Annotated in this window: 18 protein-coding genes; 15 read left to right on the top strand and 3 right to left on the bottom strand. The window is 36.5% G+C overall.

What is annotated here, in order from left to right; genetic code table 11:
- Positions 1-46: 46 nt before the first annotated feature.
- The 6 genes from ACFSO7_RS00435 (at position 47) to brnQ (ending at position 7,825) form a co-directional block, all read left to right on the top strand.
- The gene (locus tag ACFSO7_RS00435) at positions 47-1,279 is read left to right on the top strand and encodes an MDR family MFS transporter (RefSeq protein WP_377874353.1); all 1,233 of its coding nucleotides are present in this window, start codon (positions 47-49) and stop codon (positions 1,277-1,279) included.
- Between the two features lie 126 nt (positions 1,280-1,405).
- Entirely contained in the window at positions 1,406-2,047 is a 642-nt protein-coding gene (locus tag ACFSO7_RS00430; protein WP_377874351.1) for a DJ-1/PfpI family protein, read from the top strand.
- Positions 2,048-2,259: 212 nt separating this feature from the next.
- A complete protein-coding gene (locus tag ACFSO7_RS00425; protein WP_377874349.1) occupies positions 2,260-3,195 on the top strand; it encodes a DMT family transporter in 936 nt (311 codons plus the stop codon).
- Positions 3,196-3,361: 166 nt separating this feature from the next.
- Positions 3,362-5,134 (top strand): ABC transporter ATP-binding protein, encoded by a 1,773-nt coding sequence (locus tag ACFSO7_RS00420; protein ID WP_377874347.1) that lies wholly within the window; start codon positions 3,362-3,364, stop codon positions 5,132-5,134.
- Positions 5,135-5,267: 133 nt separating this feature from the next.
- Positions 5,268-6,071 (top strand): LysM peptidoglycan-binding domain-containing protein, encoded by an 804-nt coding sequence (locus tag ACFSO7_RS00415; protein ID WP_377874346.1) that lies wholly within the window; start codon positions 5,268-5,270, stop codon positions 6,069-6,071.
- A gap of 398 nt (positions 6,072-6,469) precedes the next feature.
- Positions 6,470-7,825 (top strand): branched-chain amino acid transport system II carrier protein, encoded by a 1,356-nt coding sequence (gene brnQ / locus ACFSO7_RS00410; protein ID WP_377874345.1) that lies wholly within the window; start codon positions 6,470-6,472, stop codon positions 7,823-7,825.
- Positions 7,826-7,945: 120 nt separating this feature from the next.
- Here brnQ and ACFSO7_RS00405 read toward each other — a convergent pair whose 3' ends face one another.
- Complete coding sequence (locus ACFSO7_RS00405; protein WP_377874343.1) at positions 7,946-8,608, bottom strand: GntR family transcriptional regulator; 663 nt, start codon at positions 8,606-8,608, stop codon at positions 7,946-7,948.
- Between the two features lie 443 nt (positions 8,609-9,051).
- Between ACFSO7_RS00405 and ACFSO7_RS00400 the strand changes: the two genes are divergently transcribed.
- The 6 genes from ACFSO7_RS00400 (at position 9,052) to ACFSO7_RS00375 (ending at position 13,307) form a co-directional block, all read left to right on the top strand.
- The gene (locus ACFSO7_RS00400; RefSeq protein ID WP_377874341.1) at positions 9,052-10,098 is read left to right on the top strand and encodes a DUF1835 domain-containing protein; all 1,047 of its coding nucleotides are present in this window, start codon (positions 9,052-9,054) and stop codon (positions 10,096-10,098) included.
- A 101-nt stretch (positions 10,099-10,199) separates the two neighbouring features.
- Entirely contained in the window at positions 10,200-10,598 is a 399-nt protein-coding gene (locus ACFSO7_RS00395) for a GntR family transcriptional regulator (RefSeq protein ID WP_377874339.1), read from the top strand.
- A gap of 2 nt (positions 10,599-10,600) precedes the next feature.
- The gene (locus ACFSO7_RS00390) at positions 10,601-11,521 is read left to right on the top strand and encodes an ATP-binding cassette domain-containing protein (RefSeq protein ID WP_377874337.1); all 921 of its coding nucleotides are present in this window, start codon (positions 10,601-10,603) and stop codon (positions 11,519-11,521) included.
- Positions 11,484-12,224: a hypothetical protein gene (locus ACFSO7_RS00385; protein WP_377874336.1), complete on the top strand. Its 741-nt coding sequence runs from the start codon at positions 11,484-11,486 to the stop codon at positions 12,222-12,224. The genes ACFSO7_RS00390 and ACFSO7_RS00385 overlap by 38 nt, the downstream gene beginning before the upstream one ends.
- Positions 12,221-12,901: a hypothetical protein gene (locus ACFSO7_RS00380; RefSeq protein WP_377874335.1), complete on the top strand. Its 681-nt coding sequence runs from the start codon at positions 12,221-12,223 to the stop codon at positions 12,899-12,901. Before ACFSO7_RS00385 ends, ACFSO7_RS00380 begins: the two co-directional genes overlap by 4 nt.
- 55 nt (positions 12,902-12,956) lie before the next feature.
- Entirely contained in the window at positions 12,957-13,307 is a 351-nt protein-coding gene (locus ACFSO7_RS00375) for a VOC family protein (protein WP_377874333.1), read from the top strand.
- 35 nt (positions 13,308-13,342) lie between these two features.
- Here the strand turns inward: ACFSO7_RS00375 and ACFSO7_RS00370 are convergent, their stop codons facing one another.
- On the bottom strand, positions 13,343-13,756 hold the full coding sequence (locus ACFSO7_RS00370) for a GNAT family N-acetyltransferase (protein WP_377874332.1): 414 nt from the start codon (positions 13,754-13,756) through the stop codon (positions 13,343-13,345).
- Positions 13,757-13,900: 144 nt separating this feature from the next.
- Between ACFSO7_RS00370 and ACFSO7_RS00365 the strand changes: the two genes are divergently transcribed.
- From ACFSO7_RS00365 to ACFSO7_RS00355, 3 genes are read left to right on the top strand one after another with little or no spacing between them, the layout of a single operon-like run.
- Positions 13,901-14,878 carry an ABC transporter ATP-binding protein gene (locus ACFSO7_RS00365; RefSeq protein WP_377874330.1) on the top strand — a complete coding sequence of 326 codons (978 nt, stop codon included), beginning with the start codon at positions 13,901-13,903 and terminating at the stop codon, positions 14,876-14,878.
- A complete protein-coding gene (locus ACFSO7_RS00360; protein ID WP_377874328.1) occupies positions 14,875-15,678 on the top strand; it encodes an ABC transporter permease in 804 nt (267 codons plus the stop codon). Before ACFSO7_RS00365 ends, ACFSO7_RS00360 begins: the two co-directional genes overlap by 4 nt.
- Before the next feature lie 7 nt (positions 15,679-15,685).
- The gene (locus ACFSO7_RS00355; protein ID WP_377874326.1) at positions 15,686-16,471 is read left to right on the top strand and encodes an ABC transporter permease; all 786 of its coding nucleotides are present in this window, start codon (positions 15,686-15,688) and stop codon (positions 16,469-16,471) included.
- A 404-nt stretch (positions 16,472-16,875) separates the two neighbouring features.
- Here the strand turns inward: ACFSO7_RS00355 and ACFSO7_RS00350 are convergent, their stop codons facing one another.
- Complete coding sequence (locus ACFSO7_RS00350; protein ID WP_377874483.1) at positions 16,876-17,829, bottom strand: nuclease-related domain-containing protein; 954 nt, start codon at positions 17,827-17,829, stop codon at positions 16,876-16,878.
- Positions 17,830-17,900: the final 71 nt, after the last annotated feature.

The raw sequence follows: 17,900 nt of genomic DNA, 5'->3' as shown, positions 1-17,900 counted from the left end.
GCGAAAAATGCACTTTTTCGCCTCAATTATATAAAAGGAGAAAGATATGTTCAGGTTCTCTACTTATTTTAAAGCCTACCATCCTCTCGTCCATTTATTAATGTTAGGTACCGTGTTTATTAGCTTAACTAGTTCTATGAGTGTCATCTATTTGCCCATTTATCTGATGAATACCGCTCACTTAGATCCAGCTACTCTTGGACTGATTGTTGGTGCCGGTGCTTTAACTGCTACTGTAGGTGGATTTGTAGGAGGAACTCTATCTGATTTCTTTGGTAGAAATCGCTTGATGCTACTTAGTCTAATTGTATTGGGCTTTGTATTTATAGGCTTTGTGTTTACTAGCCAGCCATTATTTCTATTCCTATTAAATATTCTTCGCGGTCTTTTCTCTTCTTTTTTCTTAACGATTTCAAAGGCATTGATGGCGGATGTAACGCCGAAGGAAAAAAGATTTAGAGTATTTTCTAATCGATATCTGGCAGGGAATATTGGGTATTCAATAGGTCCAATTATTGGAACCCTTTTTGGCTTGGCAGGAAACACGATAGCGTTTGTTCTGACAGCTAACATGTATTTTATTCTTTTCCTTCTATTGGGAACCCTAGTTCGTTCTAATAATTTTGAGGAAATCGATTCAGAAAGTACTGAAAAGGTAACCATTATCGGAGCTTGGAACGTATTTAGAAAAGATAAGGTACTTCTACTATTTATTATTGGGAGTATTCTACTTACGGCTGTTCATGGTGAAATGTCCGTTACTTTTTCCCAATACTTAAAAACAAATATATCCGATGGCATTAAGCTTTTCGGCTACTTGATGAGTATAAATGGAATCACTGTTATTTTAACTCAAGTGTTCATTACAAGGTGGTCTGAAAGGTTCGGACTTTTCAGTCGTATTGTCTTTGGAAGCTTGTTATTTGCTATTGGTGAAATAGGATTTGCCTTTTCAACAAGCTGGTCTGGCTTGATCCTTGCTATGATCATATTCACGTTTGGAGAAATTTTGATCATCCCATCGGAATATGCTCAGCTGGATGAAATCACCCCGCATGGGATGCGAGGTATGTATTATGGAGCCCAAGGGTTTAGTGAGTTTGGTAACTTCATAGGACCTTGGTTTGGTGGGATACTACTCGCTTCATTTGGTGGTAAAACGATGTTTCTTACGTTCGCTTTATTTTCTTTAGTTAGTATTGTTTTCTATGGATGGGGACGGAAACTGCATCTTCAGAAAAGTCAGTACCACCATGTAAAAGCAGTATCTTCTGGTTGATAGGCGAATTATATACTGAATGGTCAATAACCAGTTGAAAATCAAGGAATGACAGGTAGATAAAATGGAAAAGTAAGAGCTTTCCCATTTGTAATTGAAATAAATTAATATTTGGAGTGAATGTAAATGAAAAACCAGTGGAATGTTGGAATCGTTTTATTTGATGATGTAGATGTATTAGACTATTCAGGACCATTTGAAGTGTTTTCTCTCACTGCGAAAGATGTCAATGAAGTACCAGAATTATTAACACAAGGCATATCAGTAGAAAGGAAGCCATTTAAAGTATGGACGATTTCCAAAGATGGTAGGGTTGTTACCTCAAATAATGGTCTTAGAATAATTCCAGACTTTAGTTTTGAAAATTTAAATCAAACCTTAGATATCGCCATTATCCCAGGTGGCCCTATGAAGGCGATTGAAGCAGGACTGCAGGATAAGGAATTACTTAATTGGATTTCTACTTTTAGTCAATCAAGTGAAATAATCGCTTCTATTTGTTCTGGTGCTATTTTGTTAGCGGAAGCAGGGGTGTTAAAAAATAAAAAAGCGACTACTCATCCACTTGCTTTTAATTATTTAGAAAGAAAATATCCAGATATTGAAGTGTTACGAGATGTACGTTTTGTTGATAATGGAAATGTATTAACCTCAGGGGGAGTATCTGCGGGCATCGATATGTCACTTTATATAGTAGGAAAATTAATGGGGGAAGAAGTGGCAAGAACGACTGCCTCAACAATCGTTTATCCGTACTTGAATAGTTAGGTTACAAGAATGTAGTCACATACAACTATTTAACGTTTCGATAGGTGTAGATAAGGTTTTAACATCATCTAGCTTCCATGCCAAACCTTTCACAGAATAATCTCCAAACAGAAATGCCTCACAATAATCAAAGGCAATTCTAGACAAGCATTACATTAGTAAAAAGAACAATTACAAGAAATAATCTTTTAAAAAATACATTAGTGGAGGGGATGATTATAAGGAACTTTAGCCCTTATATAAAAATCATTACTGCAATGAGTTTAATTGGTACATTTATCGCTCTAAACAAAATTGCATCTGCTAAAATGCCTATTTTTCTATTTTCGGAGCTAAGGCTAGGAATAGCATCCTTGATTTTTATATTTTTATTAGTTAAGCAGGAGAAGAGTTTTTCTATACCTAAGAAAAATGATGCAAAGATATTTTTTATTCAAGCATTACTAGGTGTTTTTCTATTTAGTATTTTTTTATTGTACGGAACAAAGTTTACTAGTGCATTAGAAAGTGGACTTATCACAAGCCTAACACCAGCTTTTGTTAGTATTGTATCTATATTTTTATTAAAAGAAAGACTAAATATTAATCAAACTGTGGGAATAGTCATTGCATTAATTGGTACGATTATAATTAATATATTTGGAGCGACTACTAATTCTTCGTGGTCTACTTCTTCATTATTGGGTAATTTCTTAATCCTGTTAGCAGTGTTTGGAGAGTCAATTTTTATTACCTTTGGAAAATTAGTATCTAAAAATCATAGTCCTTTGGAAACAAGTGCATTTGTAGTAATAATTGGAGCTGTTTTGTTTTTACCATTAGCAATTAAGGATGCATTGACTTATGACTTTACGAGCATTGATTGGAAAGTATTGATTCTTGTGCTTTATTCTGCAGTAATTGTTACTGTCGTAGCAGTAATCTTAATGAATCAAGCTGTTATAGAGTTACCTGGTGGCTCAACTGCAGTATTTACTGCTTTTATGCCAATTAGTGCAATTGTATTTGCATATTTTATTTTGGGAGAAAAAATATATTGGTATCATTTAATAGGAGCTACTTGTGTATTGCTTTCTATTACATTAATATCCCTAAATCCTTCGAAAAAGAAAAAAGATATTGAGAAACCGCCATTAGAGGGCTATTGACATACTCTCCTCTAATGGCGGTTTTTTCAATTCTATTCGGTCTACCACAAAAAACTTGCGGGATGACTCAAAAACCATGCGGTCATGATACAGAAAGACTGCGGTTTTTAAGGAGGAGAAACGCCGTAAAATGAAATCATCTCAACCAAGGAAAGGAGTTTTCTCATTGAATGATTTCAAGCAATTTCTACCATATGTAAAACAGGTAAAGAGCTTATATATAATTGGATTTGTTGGAAGCCTATTTCGGTTCCTGATCCCACTATTTGTTCCATTGATATTAAAATTTATTTTTGATCACTTGCTTCAAAATGAACAATTGTCTCATTCCGATAAACTTGAACAATTATTGTACATTGCCATAGGGATGCTTGCTGTTTTTCTGTTCATTAGAACTCCAATGGAATATGTAAGACAATTTTGTATTCAAAAGGCGAACAACAATATTATAAAAAAACTACGCCAAGATGCCTTTAAAAAAGTTCATTCTCTAGATGCTAAGTATTTTGTAGATAACAAAAGCGGTGAAATCGGAACACGCTTCTTCGACGATATCGAAAAGGTGAGAGGATTTTTAACTGCTGTGTTTGGTAACATCTTTATTGAAATGATTGTACTACTATTCGTTGTTGTGGTAATGCTTACCTTAAATGTAAAATTAACATTCTTGTCTGTAGCACTAGTTGGCTTTCAATTTGTTTTAGCTCATTTTCTATCAAAAAGATTCAAGAAATCTACCCGGAGTATGATGAGCTACCGTTCGGTGATGAGTGGCTTTATTTTTGAAAAAATACAAGGGGCGTTTCTTTCCAAATTGTTTGCTTCAGAACAACGTGACAAGGAGCAACTTGATCAACATTTAGCCCATTTCGATAAGCTAACCGATCATCATGCGAAGATAAATGCCATCATGTTAGCTTCGGTCAATGTTTTGAGTGATATGACGCCTTTTATCGTGGCTATCATTGCAAGTCTATTTGTACTGGATGGTCATTTAACAATGGGTAGTTTAATTGCCTTTTTTGCTTATGTCGATAAAATGAGAAGTCCTGTTGCGGCTTTGGTGAATGCTTATCCTGCTATCACTGAAGGAAGTGTTGCTTTGCAAAGAATATTTGACTTCTTTAGTACACCGAAGATGATTAAAGAAAAAGCAAATCCTGTTGAATTAAAACAGTTCACTCATTCAATTGATCTTCAAGACGTGTCTTTTTCTTACGATGGACAAAACAAAATCATTCAAAATGTTTCTTTGGAACTCAAAAAAGGTAAAACCTATGCATTTGTAGGAGAGAGTGGAGGAGGCAAAAGCACGATTTTGCAGCTATTGTTAAGAATGTATGACGTATCAAAGGGGCAAGTTTTAATCGATGGAGTAAATATTAAAGATTATTCTACTTCTAGTCTTAGGGAGCATATGGGAATTGTGACACAGGATAACTTTTTATTTAGTACTTCGATTAAAGATAATATTAAAATGGCAAAGCTTGATGCGACGGATGCGGAAATCATTACTGCTGCCAAAAAGGCGTTTGCCCATGAATTTATTTCAGCCATGCCAAATGGTTATGAGACAGAAATCGGTGAAAGAGGAATCAAGCTTTCGGGTGGACAAAAGCAGCGTATTGCATTATCTCGTGTATTTTTGAAAAATCCATCACTGATCATCTTGGACGAAGCAACTAGTGCACTGGATAATGAAAGTGAAAAGCTCGTTCAGGAATCTATCAATCAATTTGACAATGACAAAACGATCATTATGATTGCTCACCGTCTCTCAACGATCTTAAATGCGGATACGATTTTTGTTATGAAAAATGGTGAAATAATCGAAAGAGGAAATCACCAAAGTCTATTACAACGAAACGGTTATTATAAAGAGCTGTATTCTAAACAAAATATGCCTAACATAGAGAAATTGAAAAAAGCGGTAGGATGAAAAATGCCCTCTGGAAATATGGATATATATAAAATTTTTAGAAATATAGTCAAAAAATCCCTCCCTACTTCGTAATCTTATATAGGATTTTAATCTAAAATTACTAACTAGAGATTATTGGGGAGCATGGACATTGGAAACAATTTCATTAAAGAGGAAACAAAGAATCGCAGAAGCACGTAAGGAAAAAATGAGAGCTCGTAATAAGAAAATAGCTGTTGCCACAATCACTGGAGCTATTACAGCATTAGTCTTTATGAATGGTAAAGCAGGAGCATGCGGCATAAATTACACAGTAAAAAAGAATGATAATTTATATCTTCTTTCTAAAAAGTATCAAGTAAGTGTAGAGCTGTTAATGGAAGCAAATGCTTTAACATCACAGAAGATTATTATTGGCCAGCAGCTTGTGGTACCTGGCGAAATAATGGTCCCTCAAAAAGAAGAGCATTCTAATCTGTACACTGTCCAAAAAGGAGATAGTCTTTATTATCTCGCAAAAAAGTTCGATATCACGGTAAATGAATTGAAAAAGATAAATTGTTTTTATAATGATCAAATTATCATTGGTCAACAAATCCGAGTGCCAGTGGTAACTCTCTCTCATGGTGAAAAAATAGTCTACACTGTTTTTCCTGGAGATTCATTATGGGGAATTGCCGAACGTTTTGGTGTAACAGTGCAAGATTTGGTTAAGGAGAATGGACTTAGTAAGGAAATGGTTCTTATTGGTCAACGGCTAGTTATACCAGGATCCACCTATTTTTCAGAAGCCCAAATCGTTGGTGCAGCTGACAACTTTACGGTAGAATTTGATCAAAAAGGTAAACCGTTAGTTTTAAAAGTTCCATACGGTGCTGCTTCTGATTATCAAAAAAAATCGGGTCAAAAAGTCACTGTCATCCATAAAAATGGAGCGGTTATCTCAGTATTTTAATAAATAAGCGTTATAAAGAATCGGGATACGTACGATTGGTATGTTAATCCGGTTCTTTTTTTTTATGGCTTTTTTAATTTTATTATAGTTTTTTGAAAAAAAGAGAAAGTTTTTTCTAAATGAATTTATGAAGAACTAAATTTTCTGTTTTTCCATTAAAAGTTTTTTATGTCCGTTATGAAGGACAAAACTCAATGGCTTTCCATCGAAAAAGTCTTTCATGGCTCTTATGTAGGATAGAAATCTCAGCGTATCTTTTAAAATTTTCGAAACATTCCATAAAAAATATTGAAATTTTTCAAGAATAGAAGTAATATATTTCAAGTGATATATTGCATACAAATCGATATATTTCTTGAACTAGAAATAAATTTTACATCTTTGGGGGAGCGGATAATATGAAGACTAAACTGCCATTTTCATCATACTTTGTTATAGGGGTCATGTTATTTGCCTTATTTTTTGGAGCTGGAAATCTAATTTTCCCGGCACAATTAGGCCAAAATGCCGGAACGAACATTTGGCCAGCAATGATCGGTTTTTTAATTACGGGAGTTGGATTACCTTTTATTGGAATTTTGGCTATGGGTTTTTCGGGAAGTTCTAACTTGCAGGAACTTGCGAGTCGAATTCATCCAGGCTATGCAGTCGTTTTTACTTCACTTCTGTATTTGACGATTGGGCCTTTTTTTGCAACTCCACGTACAGGGACAGTTGCTTATGATATCGGAATATCACCATTTGTAGGTGAAGGGTTTGAACAGGTTGGCTTGTTCATTTTTACACTGTTATTTTTCGGTGTTACCTTGTGGCTTTCTTTAAATCCAGCGAAAATTGTCGACCGGGTTGGAAAGATTCTATCACCGGGGATTATTATTCTTCTCTTCGTATTATTAGTTTTTGTAATTGTAAAACCAATGGGATCAATTGAGGCGCCTCAAGACGCATACACGAGTGGAGCATTTGCGAAGGGTTTCTTGGAAGGGTATAACACCATGGACGCGCTCGCTTCGCTTGTTTTCGGAATTATCGTCATCAATGCGATCCGTGCGTTAGGTGTAACATCTAAACGTGAAGTTCTGTCTGCAACAGTAAAATCGGGAATGGTCGCGGTTATATTCCTCGCCCTTATCTATGTTGGAGTCGCTTATCTTGGTGCAACGAGCACAGGAAGATTCGGTATTTTTGAAACAGGAGGGGCTGTACTCAGTAGTACGGCATCCTATTATTTCGGAATGTTTGGAACAGTGATGCTGTCAATTGTTATTCTACTTGCATGTTTAACTACAAGTATAGGATTGATTACAGCCTGTGGTGAGTACTTCCACACTTTATTACCGAAAGTAAGCTACAAAAAGTTTGTTATTTTCTTTTCACTATTCTCATTCGTTATTGCAAACTTCGGATTATCGAACATCATTATGTATTCAATTCCAGTCTTAATGTTCTTATATCCGCTTTCAGTTGTCTTAATGCTTCTAACGTTTTTGTCACCGATATTTAACCATTCACGTGTTGTTTATGTGGCAGCGACAGCAGTGGGGTTCATGATTAGTTCAATTGATGGCCTTAAAACGTTTTGTGATCTATTCGGTATTCCCTATTTCAAATGGATAGAACCGATTGTGTCATTTTATGAACGAGCATTGCCACTATACAGCGCAGGGCTTGGCTGGTTGTTGCCAGTTGTAGTTGTTATCCTGATTACAGGAATAGCTGTTCGTATACAAAGATTATCCATGGCTCAAGCATAAAGAAATTTGCCGATTACAAAATTGAGGGATGAAGAAAACCCTAATGCTCGAAGCTTCACTTTATATTTTTTTACAGTAAAAGCCGGTTTCCTTAATGTTTGAGGAAACCGGCTTTTACATTCATTTCGTTTTTAGCGAACGAAATTCTTCAATCGCACGGAGCCAATTTTTCCGCATAATCGCAGAAACGTTTGCTGCGTCGTTTTCTTTTAGCGATTCAATGATTGCCTTATGCTCGTCTATCGACTTGTCTGTTAAGACAATCGAATTGTGGAAAAATAATCTCCTCACGTGTGCTTGCAGTGACGAGACCATTTTAAGAATATACGGATTGTTCGCCGTATCAACGATGATTTGATGGAATTCTTCATCGATTTTTAGGGCGGAAAAATAATTTTCCGAACGGACAGCTATAGCAAATCGTTCATTTGAATTTTCTAGTAACGAGATGACATCATCCGTTAAGTGAGGGATGGCCAGTTCAGCGGATAACGCTTGCAATGCTGCTAAGGGTGGAAGAAGATCTGTAATGGATTCTTTTTCAACCTCCGATACTTGAGTTGCCTTACCAGGGTACATTTTTACGAAGTCTTGTGCTTCAAGGAGTTGCAAAGATTCACGGATCGGAGTTCTGCTAACACCTAAGGCTTCGGCAAGCTCCTTATCATTCAATTTCTCACCTGGAAGCAATGTCCCGTCAATAATCCATTGTTGAAGTTGATTGAATGCGCTTTCTTTTGCAGATATTCGAACCGGCTTAGAATGATGAGTAGGTATTGGCATTAGGATTCACCATCCAAAAGAATTTTATTATTCCTATATTATACAGGAAAATGGGTTGTATAGATATATGTAATATATCTGTTACCCTGATGATGGGCAAACTTTGTTTTTGGCTTCCGATAATATCATAATGATAAATTTATAGAGGCCAGTTCTATCTTCGAAATACTGATAATAGTTTCCGTGCGGAATTTTAGCCTGCTCAACAAAAATGTTTATAAAGCATTTTTAGTCGTCTATTAAATAAGATTAGTATACTAGCAATACATCGATCAATTTGAATGTTAAGACTTAAAGTAGTTCTGGTTATATTAAGACGCCGCGCTCTTTTCTTATGAGCTTGATCGGACTGATAAATATGTGTTTCTTTAACCTTTGAAATAACATAAAATGGAAATGTGTTTTACTGCATCCGTGTGTTTGGTTGCTAAGGAGGAGAGGAATTGGAATTAGAAGAACTGAAAAGAGAGATTCAAGATCTTTCAGAAGAAGAAGTGAAGTCATTACTACTCCATATCTTTCTTAGGAGCAACTTTTTAGATAATACAGAATACTCTAAAGAGGAGTTAGTAAAGGATATACATAAGATGTACAGAGCATTATTCAATAGAACGAAAGTAGAAACTGATAAAGACTGGGCACCAAAAAGGATTCATATCCTATTTGGACCATCTCCTGCAGGCTGTTTAAAAGTAGTACTAAAGGATTTAGATATTGAAGGGGAACATGTCATTTCTTTATGGGACATGTTCTCGGTTGGCCCAATTTGGAAGTTACATGAAGAAACAGGTAAAAAGGAAAGATTTGAATGGGTAAAAAGCAGTCAAAATTATTCACCTGAGGATTTTTCCGAATATGAAGGAAGCTTTCGAAAAACGCTGAACGAAATTAAGATGATTCCAGAATACTTACCAATTATCATCTGGACAGCTGACAACGCTCATGAGCAGACAGGCTTACGCTATGTATTACATTTACTAAAGGGAAGAAATAATAAGATTCATATAATCAATACAACAAAAATGCATGCGAAGTATTTTGATCGACCCGAGATTCACTATGTTGCTTTACATTCGGGTGAAATCTCACCTGAAAGGCTCAAAGTCATTTACGAGCGTGAACAAAATGGAGCCTTAACGGAGCTAGAAAGGGAGCGCTATGAGTTAGATTGGCTCGAACTTGCGGATAATCGAGAGTCTTTACGAATATGGGAGAATGGGAAAATAAAAAGTGTTCCAGAGGATTTTTATGATTCTTATATAGTAAGTAAAGCTAAGAGGCTACATCGTAGACGAAATGTGGAAGAATATATGAAATCAGCGAGGCTAATTGGTGAGGTCCTGGGGCATTTAGAGCAATATGTGGGTGATGAATTTTTAGAGTATCGTCTGAGGATGCTCATCGATAAAGGTGTATTTGAGTTTGAAGGCAGTTTGGAAGCCATGCGTTTGTATAGTGTGAAGTTACGGAAGAATCAAGGAAATTTTTAGTACGTGTGAAGATGGGAGTGAATTCTCATCTTTCACGTGCTTTTTTTATGCTAAATACTTGAATTATCTTCCAATGAATTATATACTACATTACAACAGTAATGCACTATATAAAGGGGGTGCTGACAATTCTTAACACCGATGGAATCAAGCCGATTTATGTGCAAATTGCAGAATGGCTGGAGACGGAAATTATGAACGGACATTTTGAGAGTGATCAGAAGGTATATTCTCAATATCAATTAGCGGATATGTATACGATTAATCCGGCAACGGCGGCAAAAGGGCTAAATTTGCTTGTTGAAGAAAGTATTCTTTATAAAAAGCGAGGGCTTGGAATGTTTGTTTCTCCTAATGCAAAAGAGATGATTATTAATAAGCGCAAAAGCCAAACATTGAAGCGATTAGTGCAGGAGCTTGTTTTAGAAGCTAATCGCTTAGATATAAATGAAACAGAATTAATTGAGATGATAAAAGCAGCACAAATGGAGGAGGGCTGATAATGAAGGTGATTGAATGTACGAATGTAACGAAAGCTTATTTACGTAAAAATGTCTTAAATAAGCTTTCTTTTGAAATTGAAGAAAATAGCATAACAGGATTGATTGGACGCAATGGAGCCGGAAAAACGACATTGCTAAAAATTATCGCAGGATTTATAAAAGAAACTTCAGGAGAAGTGGAAGTTTTTTCAGAACGACCTTTTAATAATCTGAACGTGTCAGTGAACTCGATTTTTGTTGATGATCAAATGAATTTCCCGCCAGCCTTACAGCTCCATGAGTTATTAGAAGTAGCTAGTAGCTTTTACCCTAATTGGAATATGCAATTGGCTAAAAAATTATTTGACCATTTTTCCTTCGATCCTAAGCATTACCATAATCGGCTGTCTAAAGGAAAAACGAGTACGTTTAATATGATTATTGGCTTAGCAGCACGTTGTCCATTAACGATTTTAGATGAGCCGACAACGGGGATGGATGCAGCGGTACGGAAGGATTTCTACCGTGCTTTGCTTAAAGATTATATTGCATTTCCCCGCACGATTATTCTATCCAGTCATCATTTGGATGAAATCGAGGATTTACTGGAGAATGTTTTATTAATAAAAAACGGAACTAAGTTTCTACATTTACCCATTACAGAGTTAAAGGAATGGGCGATTGGTTTAAAAGGACTAACGGAAGTGGTACATGAGTGGACTAATAATAAGGAAATACTCTATAAAAATCATATAGGCGCAAAGATGATGTATGCGGTCGTAAGAAATGATTTTAACGAAACCACTCTTCAAAAAATGGCTCTTGCTGGCTTGGAAATGACTCCTGTGCGCTCCAGTGATCTATGTGTCTACTTAACCGATGACTCGAAAGGAGGAATTGATGATGTCTTTGACGAGAGTTCATTTCATGGAAATCGTTAAAAAGCAATATATCTTTAAGCTAAAAGCTAATATTGATTCGTTTAGTTCGCTCGTTGGAATTCAACTGCTTGGACTTCTCTTCTCATTAGGTGGGGTTGGTGGGATGGGAACGAGTTCGGATAACATAACGATTAATGTAAAATATTATTCTTCTGATTTGGTGATTATCTTTACTATGTTCTGGGCTCTTTCAACTGGCATTACCATTACGACGAAGCCATTTCGCTATAATGATTTTACGTTTGTGACGAATCGTTTAAGTAGCAATCTATCAAATGTTTTCTTTTTATTAACGGCAAGCACGATTGGCGGAATAACGGCGATGCTAGCAGGTTATTTTGTAAAATGTTTAGGTTACTTTATATTTGAACATCAGTTTTATAGCTTTTCCATTGTCGCTAATGAGCTATTTGTCGGAATTCTTGTGACCATTTTATATGTATTTTGTATGAGTGCCTTCGGTTATTTAGTTGGAACACTCGTCCAATTAAGTAAAATATTTATTGGGTTTATTCCGATCTTAATTTTTGGATCACTGTTCCTTGATGCCTCCCTTCAACGAGAGCCATCATTGGGGAATGTTTATCAATTCTATTTTATGGAACCGTCAGTAGCTTTATTTATTGTCAAAATTGTCATTACGACAGCATTGATATTTATAGCTGCAATTAGTATCCTAAACCGAATGGAGGTAAGGCGATGAGTTTGATTACGACCATTCTTCTACTTGTTCTACTTGTTTCAATCCCGGCCATTTTTTTATTTTTCAGGGCTAGGATTAAATTTGTTACGGTCAAAGTAACCCACTGGATCCTTTTCATTTATGTCGGATTATTGATGCTTTCGGTAGTAGTCGCTCCACTCCTTCCGGGTACCGTACTAAGTCACGACCGAATTCGTGAAGAAAATCAGTATCCTATCTATGATTTCCTCCTAGAAGGAAAATTAGATGAGATTGATTCTAAAAGCATCGTTCAAAAGCAAGGTTTTGAATATGAAAATAAGGTGCTTACAATTACACTAAATAAAGAAGCAGGGACAAATATTTTTGTAGAAAGAAAGACAACGGATGACGGAAAAATTGACGCTTTTGTTTTAAGTGAGGGGTTATTAGTCAATGATTTAGATTTTACTGACAAGGTTCTCCCGATTCAATTTTCTCTAACTGATCAAACACTAGCAATCCATTATCCAAAACAGCAAAAAATTGATATTACATTAATAAACAGGGAATTTGTCATCAAGCAATTTAAAGGAGAGTCGATCCGTAATGATAGAGTAAGTGGATTTGGTGAACAAAAAATCTACTTGCGGATTCCGAAAAATCTTAAATTAAACGAGATGAATAATATTCATTATGTGAAGAAGGAAATAGAATAGAGTTGTAGAATATCTATTTATTCCTATTAGCGTTTTTAGAGAGAAGGTGAAGTAGATGGCTAGAGTGGTTGGATTTGAATTAAACAGTCAAGATCCTGAAAAAGCAGCAAATTTTTATTCAAATGTTTTTGGATGGAAAGTGGCTGAGCCGCATTGGGATTACTGGGCTGTCACGACAGGAAATCATGAAAAGCCTGGGATTGATGGTGGGATTGGTAAAGGTCCAAACGATTATCCACATGGTACCCGAATTCAAATTGAAGTTGATTCCATTGATGAGGCCATTGCAAAGGCAATTGAGAATGGAGCTTTGATTGTTCGAGATAAAATGGAGTTTGATGATTTTTATCTGGCCTATTTAGTGGATCCTGTTGGACTTGGTTTTGGTTTAATTCAAAAAAAGTAGATTTTAGTAAAGACACCGTTGGATAACCAACGGTGTTATTTTTGAATTACATTATATTTCATTCCAATCGTAAACTCTTCAAATCCTAGCTTTTCATAGTACGGGGCTTTTTCTTCCTCGCAGAGTAATTGAATATGTAGATTAGCTTTATTGCAATGCTCCACTAATCTTCGCACCATTTCCATTCCTATCCCTTGATTTCGATAGTTTGGATGAACGATTAATCCACAAAGATAGGCATTAATCAGTCCATCTGAAATGATTCGGCCTGTGCCGATTAAAAGATTTTTATCATAAACGCTTAAAACACACCAGCTTTGCGTCATTGCCTGATGTAAAGTTTCCTTTGGTAGTTTTAAGAAATCATTCCATCCATCATTGTTATAAAGGTTGTAAAGATCGTCAGAGTTAGGGATCACATAAGAATAAATAAGCTCATTTTTTGTCATGATAGACTCCTTTGGTTTTTCTAAAATAATAATTCTCTATTTATCTTAAAAGCTCCTTTATTAATATTCTAAAAATTCTTGACAGGTATAAATTAAAAGTGCTAATATTTCCCTCTGTGACTCAAAATGTTGGGAGGGAAATATGTGATTGAATTAAAAGGTATCAGCAAGTCTTACAAGGTTGCCAAACGTGCAAAAGGTTTACGTCAGGCAACAAAAGCACTATTCTATCGGGAACATACGATTGTTCCAGCTCTAAAGGATATAACCTTTTCCATTGAACCTGGTGAAATTGTTGGCTATATCGGCCCGAATGGTGCGGGAAAGTCGACAACAATTAAGGTGATGAGTGGTATTTTGGTACCAGACAACGGAAATTGTACGATTATGGGCTTTAATCCATGGAAGGACCGAGCGCAGTATGTCAAGCATATTGGAGTCGTTTTTGGACAAAGATCTCAGCTATGGTGGGATGTTCCTGTTATCGATTCATTTGAGCTTTTACGTGATATTTACAAGGTCCCCAAAGAGGAATATCAGCAAAATCTAGACGAGTTAACGACTGCTCTTGAATTGCAAGACATTCTAAATTCACCAGTCCGCCAATTAAGCCTAGGTCAACGCATGCGCTGTGAAATTGCCGCCTCACTCCTTCATAGTCCGAAAATCTTATTTTTGGATGAACCTACAATCGGTCTTGATGCCGTTTCAAAAATTGCCGTCCGACAGTTTATTAAAAAAATCAACGAAGAAAAGAAAGTTACCATTATTTTAACCACTCACGATATGAGCGATATTGAGGCTTTGGCTGAAAGGGTTATTTTAATTGGAAAAGGTCAATTATTGTACGATGGGAATTTGGCACAATTACGTAATCAGTTTGGAACACAAAAAACGATTACGATTGATTATCATGAAAATAATACTCCTTTTCAAATTCCAGGCACAACGATGCTATCTTGGTCACCTGAACGAGCCGTTCTTAGTGTAGATACGGATCAAATTTTGACTTCAGAGGTAATCACTCAATTATCTAGCAAAGTAGAATTGGTGGATGTAGCGATTGAGTCAAGGCCCATCGAGGAAGTTATCGTTCAGCTTTATAAGGAGTACCAAATATGAGTGCCTATTATTCAGTGTTGAAACTACGTTTACTAAATGGAATGCAGTACAGAGCATCAGCTTTAGCTGGAGTGGCAACGCAATTTTTTTTGGGATTTCTTTACATCATGATCTTTGAAGCATTCTACGAACATTCTCCTATCACCCCGCCGATATCATTAAAGGCATTAATTACTTACATATGGCTACAACAATCTTTTTTATCATTTATTATGTTATGGTTTCGTGACAATGAGATATTTAATTTAATTACAAGCGGGAATATCGCTTATGAGCTTTGTCGTCCATGTGAAATATACGGCTTTTGGTATGCCAAACTACTAGCAGGACGGCTGTCGAGTGCTTTACTAAGAAGCTTTCCAATCTTAATTATTGCTTTTTTTCTACCTGAACCGTATCGAATGACACTTCCACCGAATTTTATTACCGGTGTATTATTTGTGTTTGCATTAATTTTAGGATTATTTCTGCTTGTTGCTATTTCTATGTTTATTTATATTTCCGTCTTTATCACAATGTCTCCTGTCGGTTCAACACTAATGATCAGTGTCCTTGGCGAATTTTTTGCCGGATTAATCATTCCGATTCCGCTTATGCCCGATTGGCTTCAAAATATCGCTTATCTACTTCCGTTCCGCTTAACAGCTGATTTTCCGTTTAGGGTTTATTCTGGACACATCCCACTGAATGAAGCGATGATGGGGATCGGTGTCCAACTGATTTGGCTAGTTCTTCTTGTTTGGTTAGGGAGATTGTCGCTAAACAAGGCATTAAGACAAGTTGTCGTACAAGGAGGATGATGAGCACTTGAGTCTTTATTTTAAATATTTACTCATTCTATTAAAATCACAAATGCAATACCGTACATCATTTTGGCTCTTATCGTTCGGACAGTTTTTCATTCCGTTTTCTGTTTTCGCGGGGCTTTACTTCTTATTTGAACGTTTCGGCCAAATTAAAGGATGGGATTTCTTCGAGGTCGCCCTTTGTTTCGCAGTTATTCATATGGCGTTTGCCATAAGTGAGTGCTTCGCACGTGGATTTGACGCTTTTTCAAGTCTTGTTGTGAATGGGGAGTTTGATCGACTATTAGTCCGACCTCGCAGCACCGTTGTACAGGTACTGGGATCAAAATTTGAGTTTACGAGATTTGGAAGAATACTCCAAAGTGTGATGGTTTTGGTATGGGCTTTGGTGAATCTTTCAATAGAGTGGAGTATGGTTAAGGCAGTTACCCTTTTTCTGATGGTTGTAAGTGGAGTCTTTATTTTTGTTGGAATTTATATATTGGCGGCGACGATGTGTTTTTGGACTGTTCAAGGACTTGAGTTTACCAACATCTTTACAGATGGTGGCAGGGAAATGGCGCAATACCCATTAAATATTTATCAAAAATGGGTCGCAAAGTTTTTCACCTACGTCATTCCTTTTGGAACAGTCAACTACTTGCCGCTCCTATTTATTCTTGGAAAAAATAGTGGGGGAAACGAGCTTCTCTACATGCTGGTTCCGTTAATAGGAAGTCTATTTATTATACCTTGCCTCTTGGTGTGGCATGTTGGAGTTAGACATTATCGGTCGACAGGATCATGATCGGGAGGCGAACAGCGGCACGATCGGCGTGGTTCGCCTTTTCTTTTATAATTCTGGTGGATACTCTTTGATAGAGCAGAAATACTCTCGGATGGAGAGGAAATACTCTCGGATAGAGAGGAAATACTCTCGGATGGAGAGGAAATACTCTCGGATAGAGAGGAAATACTCTCGGATAGAGAGGAAATACTCTCGGATAGAGAGGAAATAATCTCGGATAGAGAGGAAATACTCTCGGATGGAGAGGAAATACTCTCGGATAGAGAGGAAATAATCTCGGATAGAGAGGGAATACTCTCGGATGGAGAGGAAATACTCTCGGATAGAGAGAAAATACTCTCGGATGGAGAGGAAATACTCTCGGATAGAGAGGAAATACTCTCGGATAGAGAGAAATACTTGTTCTATTTTAGAAAATCGTTAAAGTTCATACTATATGTCCGGTCTTTATATGACCCTTCACTTTGCAAATTCATTCTTTTCAATATGCGAGTTGCAGTATGCTTATCAACATGCAAAAACTCTCGACAATCGGCATTCGTTATATTTCTTCCAATTAGTAAAAACCACTCTTTAATGGCTTTTTGATAGGCTAACGGGTCAGAGGTTTTACATTTTGAACAATACCAGCTTCTAGTTGTCTTTTCCATACCGATATGGCCACACAATTCGCACCTTACTCCAGTAAGGATGTCACTTTTAGATATTTGATAGGTACTGCAAATAGGGTCTGGAACATGCATAATGTGGTTGTTTAATAGTTCGCTTGCTAGCCAATGGAACGTATCATTGTCCAACTTAGTTTGTTTTTGTGGAATGTTTCGAATGAATGGGGCAATTAAGTTGGGGAATAAAACCTTTGTCTTTGCGGGTGCCTTTTCAACAATTTGTTTCGGATAGGCTAACACAACAACTCCATAGACCGGCAAATGAATGTTGCGGCTCTTTAGCCAAATGTCCAGTAGTTCGCGATTTCGCTCGACTTGTGCAGCAGGGCTGTCTAAGCCTCTTTCTTGTTCACCATCTTTGATTTGAATAAGCTGTGCGGGATTATCCAAGAATCTCAATTTACCTGAAATATTTTTCACTTCAAAAATAATTCCATAATAGTGAGTTAGAAAAAAATTATCCATTTGAAATGGGCTACTAGAAGAAAGGGATAGATCGTGGTAAATGCGGTGGTCTATGGAAAAAGAGTGTTTGCGAAATTCATCTGCGACACGTTCCTCACCACCAATTCCTGCTAATTTATTTGAGTACTTAACAGAAAAATGATCGAGTAGCGGATGCCCTTCACGTAAACGATTTTGAACAGATTCCAAGCCTTGTAGAACAAGCGATGGATCGATATCTTTCATTATCAATATTGTTCACCTCCTAAATGATCTATCTGTATCGTAGCACACTAAAGAGAGTCTGGACTAGATTT

The organism is Bacillus sp. CGMCC 1.16607 (assembly GCF_042683745.1).
GTDB lineage: Bacteria > Bacillota > Bacilli > Bacillales > Cytobacillaceae > Pseudoneobacillus.
This window is presented reverse-complemented; position numbering and strand designations above follow the sequence as displayed.